At 70.4% G+C, this 13,598-nt stretch carries 12 protein-coding genes; 8 read left to right on the top strand and 4 right to left on the bottom strand.

The features are described from left to right. The 6 genes from NVS83_RS09870 (at position 1) to NVS83_RS09845 (ending at position 7,016) form a co-directional block, all read left to right on the top strand. Positions 1–1,341, top strand: a complete 1,341-nt coding sequence (locus NVS83_RS09870) for an alkaline phosphatase family protein (protein WP_258739155.1) — start codon at positions 1–3, stop codon at positions 1,339–1,341. Continuing rightward, positions 1,341–2,900: an ABC transporter substrate-binding protein gene (locus NVS83_RS09865; protein WP_258739154.1), complete on the top strand. Its 1,560-nt coding sequence runs from the start codon at positions 1,341–1,343 to the stop codon at positions 2,898–2,900. Before NVS83_RS09870 ends, NVS83_RS09865 begins: the two co-directional genes overlap by 1 nt. Continuing rightward, positions 2,897–3,760, top strand: coding sequence for an ABC transporter permease (locus NVS83_RS09860; RefSeq protein WP_258739153.1), 864 nt, complete (start codon positions 2,897–2,899; stop codon positions 3,758–3,760). Before NVS83_RS09865 ends, NVS83_RS09860 begins: the two co-directional genes overlap by 4 nt. Beyond that, complete coding sequence (locus NVS83_RS09855) at positions 3,760–4,710, top strand: ABC transporter permease (RefSeq protein WP_258739152.1); 951 nt, start codon at positions 3,760–3,762, stop codon at positions 4,708–4,710. Before NVS83_RS09860 ends, NVS83_RS09855 begins: the two co-directional genes overlap by 1 nt. A gap of 10 nt (positions 4,711–4,720) precedes the next feature. Next, complete coding sequence (locus NVS83_RS09850; RefSeq protein ID WP_258739151.1) at positions 4,721–6,358, top strand: dipeptide ABC transporter ATP-binding protein; 1,638 nt, start codon at positions 4,721–4,723, stop codon at positions 6,356–6,358. Positions 6,359–6,758: 400 nt separating this feature from the next. After that, positions 6,759–7,016 (top strand): YMGG-like glycine zipper-containing protein, encoded by a 258-nt coding sequence (locus NVS83_RS09845; protein ID WP_258733006.1) that lies wholly within the window; start codon positions 6,759–6,761, stop codon positions 7,014–7,016. Between the two features lie 123 nt (positions 7,017–7,139). On the opposite strand, the gene NVS83_RS09840 is transcribed toward NVS83_RS09845, so the two are convergent. From NVS83_RS09840 to fabA, 4 genes are all read right to left on the bottom strand, one after another. Next, on the bottom strand, positions 7,140–8,600 hold the full coding sequence (locus tag NVS83_RS09840; RefSeq protein WP_258739150.1) for an alpha/beta hydrolase: 1,461 nt from the start codon (positions 8,598–8,600) through the stop codon (positions 7,140–7,142). 81 nt (positions 8,601–8,681) lie between these two features. Continuing rightward, entirely contained in the window at positions 8,682–9,515 is an 834-nt protein-coding gene (gene fabI, locus NVS83_RS09835) for an enoyl-ACP reductase FabI (protein ID WP_258739149.1), read from the bottom strand. A gap of 30 nt (positions 9,516–9,545) precedes the next feature. Then, positions 9,546–10,766, bottom strand: a complete 1,221-nt coding sequence (gene fabB, locus NVS83_RS09830) for a beta-ketoacyl-ACP synthase I (protein WP_258739148.1) — start codon at positions 10,764–10,766, stop codon at positions 9,546–9,548. A gap of 93 nt (positions 10,767–10,859) precedes the next feature. Then, entirely contained in the window at positions 10,860–11,366 is a 507-nt protein-coding gene (fabA, locus tag NVS83_RS09825) for a 3-hydroxyacyl-[acyl-carrier-protein] dehydratase FabA (protein WP_258733036.1), read from the bottom strand. Between the two features lie 452 nt (positions 11,367–11,818). Between fabA and irrA the strand changes: the two genes are divergently transcribed. Together irrA and NVS83_RS09815 are read left to right on the top strand one after the other, a co-directional pair. Further along, entirely contained in the window at positions 11,819–12,346 is a 528-nt protein-coding gene (irrA, locus tag NVS83_RS09820) for an iron response transcriptional regulator IrrA (protein WP_309486184.1), read from the top strand. Between the two features lie 152 nt (positions 12,347–12,498). Then, a complete protein-coding gene (locus tag NVS83_RS09815; protein ID WP_258739147.1) occupies positions 12,499–13,422 on the top strand; it encodes a DUF4236 domain-containing protein in 924 nt (307 codons plus the stop codon). The last annotated feature ends 176 nt before the right edge of the window (positions 13,423–13,598 follow it).

Genomic DNA, 13,598 nt, shown 5'->3' with positions numbered 1-13,598 from the left:
ATGCGCCGCGCCGTCATCGTCATCCTCGACGGGCTCCGCCGCGACTTCGTGGACGAGCACCGCACGCCGGCCCTCGCGGCGCTGAGGGCGCGGGCCGAATACTTTCCCGGCTATCGATCAGCCTTTCCCTCGGCGACGCGGGTGGTCTCCTCGACGCTGGCGACCGGTTGCTGGCCTGCTCGCCACGGGCTCGCCGGCAACACCATGGCGCTGATCGAGGAAGGCCGGCTGGTGCGGCACGATGCCGGCCATCCCGACTTCCTGCAGCACAAAAGGAGCGTCACCGGCGCCTCGCTCGCCGTGCCGACACTGGCCCAGCGCGTGGCCCGGCAGGGCGGGGCGAAGACCGGCGGGGCGGTGATCTTCAACAATGTCTCGCCCGGCGCCGCCTATGCCCACGACCCGGACGGGCACGGACGGGTCTATCACCGCGCCGGCTCGTTCGGCCCGGGCCGGATGCCGCTCGCCGACGGGCTCGACGTGACGCTCGACGCCGGCGGCGACCGGATCATGACCCACCGCTTCGTCAACGAGGCGCTGGTGCCCGGCGGTCCCGCGCTGGCGGTGCTGTGGCTCGGCGAGCCCGACCATGTCCAGCATTCCGCCCCGCTCGGCTCGCCCGAGCATCTCGGCGTGCTGAAGGCGGCGGACGCCAATCTCGCCCGCGTGGTGACGGCGGTCGACGCGCTGCGCGCGGCCGGCGAGGACGTGCTGCTGATCGCCGGCTCCGACCACGGCCACGAGACGGTGAGCGGCATCGTCGACATCGAGGACGAGCTGGTCGCCGCCGGTCTGAAGGCCGCCCCCGATTCCGACGACGTGGTGGTGTGCGCCAACGGCACCGCGGCGCTCGTCTATCTCCATCCCAACCATGACGGCCGGCGCGACCGGCTCGGCGACTTCCTCGCCTCGCGCCCTTGGGCTGGGGCGGTGATGGACGCCGACACGCTGCCGAGCGTCGGCCAGGTCGCCGCCGGCGGTCTCGCCTTCGCCGTCTCGATGAAGGGCGACAACCGCCCCAACGCCTTCGGCGTGCCCGGCTCCTGCCTCGCGGTGAAGCCGCAGGGCGGCAAGGCCGACCGGCTCGGCTTCGGCCAGCATGGTGGGCTGAACGCCCATGAACAGGCCCCGGTGCTGGTCGTCGACGGCCCCGGCTTCGCTGCCGGCGGCAGGCGCGACGCGCCGGTCGCCGTGGTCGACATCGCGCCGACCGTGCTCACCCATCTCGGCCTGCCCGCCGCCGGCATGGACGGCGCCGCCCTGCAGCTTCCCGCCGTGCCGCGCATCCCCGCGCCGCCCGCGTCCCTCCCCACCTTGCTCCACTGCCCGGAGATCCGCTGATGACCACGCTACGCCTCAGCCGCCGTACCTTCCTCGCCGGCACCGCCGCCGCCGGCCTTGCCGGCAGCGTCAACGGCCTGCTGCCCGCCAGCGCCCACGCCGCGAACGCGCCGGCGCGGGGCGGCGTGCTGCGCTATGCGACGCTCGGCCTCGACACCTCCGACCCGCACCGCCACACCGGCTCCATCGCCGTGCAGCAGATCTATGCCGAGGCGCTGACCTCGATCAGCGACGACGGCTCGGTGAAGCCGTTCCTCGCCGAGAGCTTCGACATCTCGCCGGACGGCAAGACCTACACCTTCACGCTGCGCGAGGGCGTGAAATTCCACAATGGCGACGTGATGAACGCCGAGGACGTGGTCGCCAACGTCACCCGCGTGAAGGAAAAGGTTAAGGGCGGCTGGCTCGCCTCCGCCATGAAGCTGGTCGACGACGTCAAGGCGAGCGACGCCCGCACCGTCGTCATCACCATGCGCGAGCCCTACGCCCCGCTCGTCAACCTGATGAGCGAGCTGTGGATCCTCTCGCCCAGGTCCGAGGGCTGGGACGAGACCATCAAGACCCCGATCGGCACCGGCCCGTTCACCTTCGGCGAATGGCAGCCCAAGGTGAAGCTGACCGCGCCCGCCCACACCGCCTACTGGCAGAAGGGCATGCCCTACCTCGCCGCGATCGAGGCGGACCTGCGCGACGACGCCGACCGCCAGCTCGCCCTGCGCGCCGGCGAGATCGACATCGCCAGCGTGCCGGCCGACATCGCCAAGCAGCTCGCCAGCGACCCGAACCTGCGTGTCTCGCAGCTCAAGGATGCCGGCTGGTACTTCGTCGCCTTCAACAACCGCAAGCCCCGCGCGCCCTTCGACGACGTGCGCGTGCGCAAGGCGATCAGCTACGCGATCGACAAGGCGGCCTTCATCAACTTCGCCTCGGCCGGCACCGGCGTCGTCTCCAACCAGATGGTCGGCCCCGGCAACCTCTATTTCGACGAGGCGCTGTTCAAGGCCGACCCGCACGCCAAGGCCGACCTCGACAAGGCGAAGGCGCTGCTGAAGGAGGCCGGCGTCGACCCGTCCAAGGAGACCATCGAGTTCGTCTCCTGGCAGGAGAGCTACCCGCAGGTCGTGGTGCAGATGGTGCGCAAGCTCGGCTTCAAGGTGAACCATGTCGCGCTCGACGACATTGGCGCCCAGAAACGGCTCGGCCAGTACGACTGGGACATGAACTGCATGAGCTCGGGCCCGCGCGCCGACGTGTTCCTGCGCTATGTCCGCATGATGAGCGACGGCCCGAACCCGGTGCTGTGGGGCGGCGTGCAGGACGCGGACTACGACGCGCTGGTGAAGAAGGCGGTCGCCGAGACCGACCTCGCCACCCGCCGCCAGCTCTATCTCGACGCCTGGAAGATCGTGATGGACAAGTACTACGTCGTCGCGCTCGGCCTCGACGCCGACCAGATCGTCATCCGCAAGGACGTGCAGGGCTACGAGCCGGGCTTCACCTGGTCGCCGAACCGGGTGGATGGCGGCGTAGCCCAGACCTGGCTCGCGGGCAGGTCGTGACCCTCGCGCTGCCCTCCGAGGCACGCGGCACGGTGCGCCGGGGGATCTCCCCGCGCACCGCGCTCGCCGCGCTCGCGCTGGCGCTGATCGTCGCGCTGGCGCTCGCCGCGCCGCTGATCGCGCCGTTCGACCCGCTGGACCAGGACCTGCTGGCGCTGAACATGCCGCCGGGGCCGGCGCACTGGCTCGGCACCGACCATATGGGGCGCGACGTGTTCTCCCGCCTCGTCATGGGCGCGCGCACGACGCTGATCGTGGGTTTCGGCGGCGCGCTGGTCGCCTTCGCGCTCGGGGCCGGGTTCGGGCTCGTCGCGCTCTCCTTCGGGCGCTGGGCGGAAGCGGCGATGTTCGCCGTCATCGACCTTGTGCGCGCCCTGCCGGACGTGCTGCTGGCGCTGCTGCTCATCGTCGCGCTGGGGGCGGGCGCGGGGCCGGTGGTGATCGCGCTCGGCATCGCCTTCGCCCCCTTCTTCGCCTATGTCGCGCGGGCGACCTTCCACCGCGAGAGCGTGAAGGACTACGTGGCGGCGGCGAGGCTGTTCGGCGGCGGCCGGCTGCATGTGCTGCGCCTGCACCTCGCGCCGAACCTCGCCGGCGGCCTCGTCACCCAGGCGGCGATCCTGCTGCCGCGCTGCGTGGTGACGGAATCGGTGCTGAGCTTCCTCGGCCTTGGCTCCTCGCCGGACGCGCCGACCTGGGGCCGCATGGTGGCCGATGCCAGCCGCTACATCGAGGTGTCGCCGCACGCGATCCTCGCCCCGGTGATCGCCATCATCGTGCTCACCCTCTCGCTGTCCATCCTCGGCGAGGCGGTCCGGCGCGGGCTCGATCCGCTGCGCGAGATGCGGGGAGGCAAGTGATGACCGCCGTCACGCTTTCCCGTGCACTTCCCCGCCTTCTCGCCCGCCTGCTGCCGGTCGGACTCGCGCTGGCGCGCATGGCGGCGCAGGCGGTGGGGATCGTGGCGATCGTGTTCCTGCTCGCCCGCCTCATCCCGGGCGATGCGGTCGACGTTAAGGGGCTGGAGGGAGACCTGACCGCCGCCCAGCAGAGCGAGCTGCGCCACCAGTTCGGCCTCGACCGGCCGGTCGCCGAGCAGATGGCGGCCTGGAGCTGGCGCGCGCTGCACGGCGACTTCGGCGATTCCATCCGCTTCGGCCGGCCGGTCTCCGGCATGCTGGCGACCGCGGTGCCGGAGACGCTGCTGTTCACCGGGCTCAGCTTCGCCTTCGGGCTGCTGCTCGCGGCCGGGGTCGCGATCGGCGCGGTGACCACCGGCAACCCGGTGCTGCGGGGCCTGGTGAACTTCTTCAACGTCTGGTCGGTGGCGCTGCCCACCTTCTGCGTCGGCGTGGTCGGCATCCTCGTCTTCTCGATCTGGCTGAACTGGCTGCCGGTGTTCGGCTCGCTGGTGCTGCCGGTGATCATCATCGGCATCGACAGCGCCGGGCTGATCGTGAAGCCGCTCTACGAGGAACTCGCCGAGGCGGCGACCTCCGCCCATGTGCGCACCGCCCGCGCCAAGGGGCTGCCGGGCTGGCGCGTCACGCTGCGCCACCTGCTGCCCACCGCCGTGCCGGTGACGCTGGCGCTCTCCGGCCTCGTGCTCACCAGCCTCGTCGCCGGCACCATCACCATGGAGGTGCTGTTCGGCCTGCCGGGCATCGGCAGCCTGATGCTGAACGCCATCCACGGCCGCGACTACCCGGTGATCCAGGCCACCATCGTCGTCGTCGCGGTGGCGCTGGTGGCGGTCAACGCCGCGACCGACCTGCTGCATCGCCTGATCGATCCCCGCATGTCCTCGTGAGGAGGCGGCCATGAACGTCCAAGTCAGCCTGAACACGCCCGCCAAGAAGGCCACCCCGGCCCCCGCGCCGCTGCTCTCGCTGCGCAACCTCGTGATCGCCAAGGCCGGGCGCCGGCTGGTGGACGGCGTCTCGCTGGAGATCGCCGCCGGGCGCACCCTGGCGGTGATCGGTGAATCGGGCTCGGGCAAGTCGCTGACCGCGCTCACCCTGCTCGGCCTGCTGCCCGAGGGGCTCGACATCGACGAGGCGACCCGCATCGCCGTCGACGGGCGCGAGATCGGCCCGCGCGACGAGCGCGACTGGCGGGCGCTGCGCGGGCGGCGCATCGCCATGGTGTTCCAGGACCCGATGGCCTGCCTCAACCCGTTCATGCGGGTCGGCGAGCAGATCGACGAGGCGCTGAGGCGGGCCGGCGTCGCCTCCCGCACCGAGCGCCGGCAGCGCATGGCCGAGCGCCTCGCCGAGGTCGAGCTGCCCGCGCCGGACACGCTGGCGCGGCGTTACCCGCACGAGCTTTCCGGCGGCCAGCAGCAGCGGGTGATGATCGCCATGGCGCTCGCCGGCGCGCCCGACCTGCTGATCGCCGACGAGCCGACCAGCGCCCTCGACGCCAGCGTGCAGGCGGAAATCGTGGCGCTGCTCGCGCGGCTGCAGGCGCGCCGCGGGCTCGCCCTGCTGATCATCACCCACGACCTCTCGGTCGCGGGCGCGCTGGCGCACGAGGTGGTGGTGATGCAGCGCGGGCGGATCGTCGAGGCGGGGCCGGCGGCCGAGGTGCTCGTCCGGCCGCGCGATCCCTATACGGCGCGCCTCGTCGGCGCGCGCCGGCGCCTCGACGAGGTCGCCCCCCACCGCCCCGACGCCGGCCGCGCGATCGTCGAGGCCGAGGGCCTGTGCGTGGACTATGCCGCGCGGCGCCTGTTCGGCGCGCCGCACCGGGCGGTGCACGAGGCCGCGCTCTCTCTCGTGCCCGGCCGCACGGTCGGCCTGCTCGGCGAATCCGGCTCCGGCAAGAGCACGCTCGCGGCGGCGCTTGCCGGTCTGCGCCCGCTCAGCGCCGGACAGGTGCGCCTGCTCGGCCACGAGGTGGTGCCCGGCGGCCGGCCGCTGCCCCGCGCGCTACGGCGCCAGTGCCAGATGGTGTTCCAGAATCCCTATGGCGCGCTCAATCCGCGCCTGACCATCGGCCGGGCGCTGGCCGAGCCGCTGGCGCTGATGGGCGTGCCGGCCCGCGAACGCGAGGCTCGCATCGCCCTCGCGCTGAAGGAGGTCGGACTGGAGCACGAGCATGCCGCCCGCTTTCCCCACCAGCTCTCCGGCGGCCAGCGCCAGCGCGCCTGCATCGCCCGGGCGCTGCTGTGCGAGCCGCGTGTGCTGATCTGCGACGAGGTGATCTCCGCCCTCGACATGAGCGTGAAGGTGCAGATCCTCGACCTGCTGCGGCGGCTGCAGCAGGAGCGCGGCTTCGCCATGCTGTTCGTCGGACACGACATCGAGGCGGTGCGCTGGATCGCCGACGAGGTGCTGGTGATGAACCGTGGCCGGATCGTCGAGCGCTGCGCCGCCGACGCGCTCGACGAGGCGCATGTGCGCGACCCCTATACGCGGCGCCTGCTGGCCTCCCGGCTGCTGCCGCGCGCGGCGTGACGCGGCGCCGCGCGCCACCCGGCACCGGATACCTTCCGGACGGGGTCAGTGCATGACTTGGCCATGGAAGCCGTGCCGCCGGGAAGATGAGGACGGCCGCGCCGGCGCCCAAATAAAGTTGTACTGCGTATCCTGATACAACTTGCAGGCTACTTCTTGCCGTTCCGGGCCGATCTCTACGTCACATCCGGCGTTCGCCAACCGCGCGTACCGTGAACGCCCGTGCATGTCCTTGCGAATATGGATGGTCTTTTCGTAACGGCCGTGCTCTGACTTACAGCCCTCCCGACGCACAGCTGGCGGCGGTGGGCCGCGAGAAGCCGGCGGCCGGCCTGACGGGGGCGGAGGAATATTGGCTTCGTCATTCGGACTGGCGTCCGCCTGTAACGGGAGGCAATTCATGCTCAGGATCATCACCATCGCCGCGCTCGGCATCGCGCTCGCCGGCTGCACCACCACCGAGCGCCGCGCCGGCACCGGCGCGCTGATCGGCGGCGGCGCCGGCGCCATCATCGGCGGCATCGCCGGCGGCGGCTCGGGTGCGGCCATCGGCGCGGGCGTGGGCGCCGCGACCGGCGCGGTGGTCGGTGCCGCGACGGCGCCGCGCGAGTGCTGGAGCCGCGACCGCTGGGGCAACCCGATCCGCGTGCGCTGCTGACCGTCTCGCCGGGGCCTGTCCCCGGCGGATCGTTCCTGACCGATCCCATAGCCGCGATGGCCCGACCGGCCGTCGCGGCTTTTGCTTTAGGGCCGTGCCCCAAGGGCGGACCGCCGGCGCGACCTAGTGGCCGATGCCGTCGGCGATGCGCTCGATCATGTAGGGGAAGAACGGGTTCGACGACATGCGCACCAGCGCGTCGAGATTGACGATCAGCGCCCCGCGCTCGCCCCGCACCGCCATCGCGCCGAGCTCCAGCCCGTAATTCTGCGTCGGGTCGGGGTCCGAGCCGTAGAGCGAATCGTCCGGCGGGAAGGGCAGCGCGACGTGGGACAGCGAATAGACGTCGCGCGGATAGGTAAGCCCCAGCGGGCGCGAGGTCTCCTGCGTCTGGCCCGCCTCGACCGTGCGCTCCACCACCTGGTCGGTGGCGGCGTCCTCATTGGTGACTACGGTGCTGCGGAAAGCGCGCGGCGCGGTTGGCAGGGTGCGCAGCAGCGCCGAATAGGAGGTGGCGCGCAGCAACGGCCCGAGCTTGGTGTTGCGGTTGATGTCGAACAGCACCAGCTCGCTGCCATTGGCCGGCAGGCGGGAATAAAAGGCGTCGACGATCGCCCGGGTGGAGACGGTGAAGTCCATCACCGACTGGAAGGTGAGCGCGGGCGGCAGCTCGCCCAGCCGGCCGGACGCCGCATGGGCAGCGATCGCGCCCTGCAGCGCCTGTGTGAGCTGATAGGACTGCACCGCCCCGTTCACCGGGAAGGAATTGTACTTGAACGGGTTGAACTCGGGGATGATGCCGAGCCACGCCGCCTTGGCGAAGGCCGGCAGCAGCGCGGGCAGCCCGGCGAACCCGGCAAAACGCGCGAAGCGCGTGATGCCGATCATGGGCGAGATCAGCACCAGCCGCGAGGGCCGCGCCATCGCGGCATCGTCCAGCGCGTCGAGCGCGTATTTCAGCGCCAGCGCGCCGCCATTCGAGAAGCCGACGATCTCCAGCGGCTTGCCCGGCGCGCGGGCGGCGGCCTCGCGCACGGCGAGGCGCGTCGCCGCCAGCCAGTCCTCCCACTCGACCTCGGCGAGGCCCGCCGGCACCGTGCCGTGCCCGGGCAGGCGCGGCGCCACCACCACGAAGCCGGCGTCGCGGTAGACCCGGCCGACATGGCGCAGGCTGTAGGGTGAATCGGTCAGCCCGTGCAGCAGCACCACCGCGCCCTTGGGCTCGCCCTCGGGCACCAGCTCGTAGGAGCGGTTCCAGTCGTGCGAGAGGTGCGGGGGATAGACCGCGCTGCCCTCGAAATAGCGGTTGGAGGGAACGCGCTCGTCCTCGGGCAGCTTCTGAACCACCTCGCGGCGGACTTCCTCGAAGATCCCGTCCTCGCGCGCGAGATAGGCGGCCCAGTCGCCTTGGTCCATCTCCTCGACGGTGAGTTCCTGCGGGATGAAGGTGTGCCACGGCTCGAGCGGGGCGCCGCTGCTCGCGAACCAGATGCGCGCCCCGAGGAAGCCGATCCCCAGCAGCACCACGCCGAAGATCGCCCAGCGGGCGAGACGGCGCATGCCGCGGCCGAGACGACGAAACATCAGGCTTCCCCTCCGCCCGCGGCGTGGGGCACCCCTGCCCGGCAGCGCCGCCCCCTTGGCGCCCTGAAGGGGCGCCGGTCGCTATTCCGCGGCGGCGATCCCGCCGGCCTCCACCGCGTCCTCGATCGCCTTGAGCGCGTCGGGATGCGGCATGGAGATGATGTTGTAGCCGGAATCGACGAAGTGCACCTCGCCGGTGACGCCGGAGGAGAGATCGGACAGCAGGTAGAGCGCGGCCCCGCCCACCTCGTCGATGCTCACCGTGCGGCGCAGCGGGGCGTGGCGCTTCTGATAGTTGAACATCAGCCGCGCATCGCCGATGCCGGCGCCGGCGAGGGTGCGGATCGGGCCGGCCGAGATGGCGTTGACGCGGATGCCCTGCGGCCCGTAATCGGCCGCGAGATAGCGCATGCTCGCCTCCAGCGCCGCCTTGGCGACCCCCATCACGTTGTAGTTCGGCATGACCCGGGTCGAGCCGCCATAGGTGAGGGTGATGAGCGAGCCGCCGGCGGGCATCAGCGCCGAGGCACGCTTGGCGAGCTCGGTGAAGGAGAAGCAGGAGATCACCATGGTGCGCGTGAAGTTGGCGCGGCTGGTGTCGGCGTAGCGGCCCTTGAGCTCGTTCTTGTCGGAGAATCCGATGGCGTGGACCAGGAAGTCCAGCGTGCCCCACTTCTCCTTCAGCGCGGCGAACACGGCGTCGACCGAGGCGAGATCCTCGACGTCGCAGGCGAGCACGGTGTCGCTGCCGAGGCTCTCCGCCAGCGGCTTGACCCGCCGGCCCAGCGCCTCGCCCTGATAGGTGAAGGCGAGCTCGGCGCCCTGCGCCGCCAGAGCCCTGGCGATGCCCCAGGCAATGGAATGGTCGTTCGCGACACCCATAACCAGGCCGCGCTTGCCCTTCATCAGGCTCATGCCGCTGTTCCTTTCGCCGCGTCGACGGGCTCACGCATCCGGATGCTGGAGCACGAGGACCGCGTTGGCACCACCGAAGCCGAAGCCGTTCGACAGCACCCGGCCGAGCTTCGCATTGTCGATGCGCTCGCGCGGGATCGGCATGTCGGCGAAGGCCGGATCGAGTTCCTCGATATGCGCGCTGGCGGCGATGAAGCCGTTCTGCATCATCAGGATGGAGTAGATCGCCTCGTGCACCCCGGTCGCGCCCTGCGAGTGGCCGGTCAGCGCCTTGGTGGCGGAAATGGGCGGGCACTTGTCGCCGAACACGTCGCGGATCGCCTCGATCTCCTTGAGATCGCCGATCGGTGTCGAGGTGGCGTGCGGGTTGATGTAGTCGATCGGCCCCTTCACCGAGGCGAGCGCCTGGCGCATCGCCCGCGCCCCGCCCTCGCCCGAGGGGGCGACCATGTCGGCGCCGTCCGAGGTGGTGCCGTAGCCGACGATCTCGGCATAGATGCGCGCCCCGCGCGCCCGCGCGTGCTCCAGTTCCTCGAGCACCAGCACGCCGGCGCCGCCGGAGATCACGAAGCCGTCGCGGTTCTTGTCGTAGGGGCGGGAGGCGACGGCCGGGCGGTCGTTGAAGTCCGAGGACATCGCGCCCATGGCGTCGAACAGGCAGGACAGCGTCCAGTCGAGATCCTCGCAGCCGCCGGCGAACATGATGTCCTGCTTGCCGTACTGGATCATCTCGGCGGCGTTGCCGATGCAGATGTTGGTGGTCGCGCAGGCGGCCGAGACGGAATAGCTCGCGCCCTTGATCTTGAACCAGGTCGACAGCGTCGCCGAGGCGGTCGAGCCCATCGCCTTGGGCACCGCGAACGGGCCGACCTTCTTCGGGCTGCCCGTGCGCCGCGTGGTGTCCGCGGCCTCGACGATGGTGCGGGTCGAGGAGCCGCCCGAGCCCATGACGAGGCCGGTGCGCTCGTTCGAGATCTCGTGCGCCTCAAGGCCGGCGTCGCGGATCGCCTGGTCCATCGCGACGTGGTTCCACGCCGTGCCGCCGCCGTGGAAGCGCATGGCCCGGCGGTCGACGATGGCGCTGGCGTCGAGCTGCGGCGCGCCGTGGACCTGGCTGCGGAAACCATGCTCGACATAGCTGTCGGACCGGCTGATCCCGCTCTTGCCTTCGTGCAGCGAGGCCAGGACCTCCTGGGTGGAGTTGCCGATCGACGAGACGATGCCCATTCCGGTGACGACGACGCGGCGCATAGGCTTCCTTTCCTTCAAAGCCCGCGAGATGGCCTCGCAGGCGGCACTTCGCAAGGGCGACACGAGAGCGGCAGATGCCCGGTGGCGGCCCGGTCAGGTCTGGAACAGGCCGACCTTCAGGTCGCCCGCGCGGTAGATCACCTCGCCATCGGCTTCCAGCCAGCCGTCGGCGATGCCGAGCACCAGCTTGGAGCGCATGATGCGCTTGAAGTCGATGCCGTAGATGACCTTCTTCACCGTCGGCAGCACCTGGCCGGAGAACTTGATCTCCCCCGCGCCGAGCGCGCGCCCGCGCCCCGGCGCGCCGAGCCAGCCGAGGTGGAAGCCCACGAGCTGCCACAGCGCGTCGAGCCCGAGGCAGCCCGGCATCACCGGATCGCCGATGAAGTGGCAGGCGAAGAACCAGAGGTCCGGCTTGATGTCGAGCTCGGCGCGCACATGGCCCTTGCCGCTCGGACCGCCATCCTCGGAAATCTCGGTGATGCGGTCGAACATCAGCATGGGCGGCGCGGGAAGCTGCGCATTGCCCGGCCCGAAGAGTTCGCCTCGCCCGCAGGCGAGCAGTTCCTCATACGTAAAGCTCGACTGCCGCTCCACCATCGTCCCCGTACTCATCCATTTCTTGTCGCTTGAGCGGCCATGCCGCTGGAACACACGAACGGCCCCCGGCACCCGGGAGGGGCCCCGGGACCGCTCGCTCGGCGCTTCCTATCACAGCGTCCATCGCGCTCAAAGCCGCTGACCTTGCTGCGAGGGAACCCAAAATGTCACGCATGTGACGGCCCGGCCGCCCCCCGCACCTCCACGCCCGCTACGTCCGTCGCGTCCGGGCCGCCTTCGCCGCGAGGCGCGGTAGATTGGAATTATTACGATCGTTCGCCGCCATATTGCCCCAGCGGCGGGCGTGCCGATATAATGCCAGATGAAAAATGCGCCATCGTGCTGGTTCTTCGGCACGATGCGGGCGTGATGTTGGGAATGCCGGCGGGCTCGAAGGAGTGAGACGATTGCTCCGCGCGCGTCGGTCTTTATTGGTCGGAAGTCGAGACGAGATGAGCGAAGCCGTTCGTCCCCATCCTGTATCCTTCTCGCGCGTGCTGGTCGAGGACGAGCCGGTGCTGCCCGTGGCGCGGCTGCGCGAGGGCGCGGGAGCGCCGCGTACCGGATGCCCGTTCCACGACGTGCGCCACATGCTGCGCGAGGTGGGGCTGCGCCCGACCCGTCAGCGCCTGGCGCTCGGCTGGCTGCTGTTCGCCAAGGGCGACCGCCATATCTCGGCGGAAATCCTTCACGAGGAGGCGATCAAGGCGCGCTTCCCGGTCTCGCTGGCGACGGTCTACAACACGCTGCATCAGTTCACCGAGGCTGGCCTGCTGCGCGAGCTCGCCATTGACGGGTCGAAGACCTATTTCGACACCAACCCCTCGGACCACCACCACTTCTTCCTGGAAGGCGAGAACAACCTCGTCGACATCCCCAGCGCCGCCGTCGAAATGGAGCGGGTTCCCGAGCCGCCGGAAGGCTATGAGGTGGCGCGGATCGACGTGGTGGTGCGCCTGAGGCCCAAGCGCCGCGGCTGAGCGACGGGCTCACCTGATCGAGAAAGTCGAAGGCCGGTCCCCGCGACCGGCCTTTTTGTTTGTCGCCCGACGAGACGCGTCGGTCGAGAAAGCACCTCGACTCCGGGAGTCGCCGGTGGTTGGCCACCGAAGTTCAACCTGCGGCTCTGTTCATGCCTTTCTACATCCGAAAATCGGTCTCGGCCGGTCCCTTCCGTTTCAACCTGTCCTCCTCGGGCGTGGGGATGTCGGTCGGGATCAAGGGATTTCGCGTCGGCACCGGGCCTCGGGGCAATTACGTCCATATGGGCCTCGGCGGGATTTACTATCGCGCGACGCTGCCATCCGCGCACAGGCCGGCGAACGCCTTTTCCGGACCCCGCGCGCGGCCCGATCCCCCGCCCGCCCCGGACGGCCTGACCGAGATCGCCAGCGGACCGATCTCGCAGATGGCGCCCGCCAGCGCCCAGGAACTGCTGGCCCGCATCGCCGAGACCCAGGCGCGGGTCCGGCTCGTGCCGGTAGTGGTGTTCCTCGCCGGGCTCGCGGCGGGCCTCGCCCTTGTTTGGAAGATCCCTCTCCTGGTGATCGGTGCATTGATCGGCGGCGTGCTGCTCTTTGCGTGGGCGAAGCAGTTCGACGACCGGCGCAAGGCCGTGCTGCTCTACGCGCTCGATCCCGAAGCCCAACGTGCGTTCGGGCGCCTCTGCGAGGCCTTCGATGCCTTGCTCGCGGCGGAACGCATCTGGCGGATCGATGCCCAGGGGCGCACCGATGACTGGAAGCGCAATGCCGGCGCGTCCTCGCTGGTGCGCCGCAAGCCGTTGCAACCGTCCTACGCGGAGCCGCGCTCGGTCGCATCGAACCTGAGTGTTCCGTGCCTCGATGGGACGGAAGCAGCTCTTCTTCTTTCCCGACCGCGTGCTGGTCTTCGAGGGCGCGTCAGTCGGGGCGATCGAATATGCCGAATTTGGCATGGACGCAACGCCGAACCGCTTCATCGAGGAGGAGAGCGTGCCGGCCGACGCGCAAATCGTGGGCCATACGTGGCGCCTCGTGAACAAGTCGGGCGGCCCCGACAGGCGCTTCAACAATAATCGCCAGCTTCCCCTTTGCCGCTACGACAGACTCGATCTGTTCAGCACCAGCGGGCTGAACGAGAGACTGAACGTCTCGCGGGCGGGCGCCGCGATCGCCTTCGCGGCGGCAAGCTACCGATATCGCGAGGATCTGCGTGCGCTCGCAGCGGCCCAGCCAGCGTTACAGCCGGCCG

Source organism: Ancylobacter mangrovi, assembly GCF_024752335.1.
Classification (GTDB): domain Bacteria; phylum Pseudomonadota; class Alphaproteobacteria; order Rhizobiales; family Xanthobacteraceae; genus Ancylobacter; species Ancylobacter mangrovi.
This window is presented reverse-complemented; position numbering and strand designations above follow the sequence as displayed.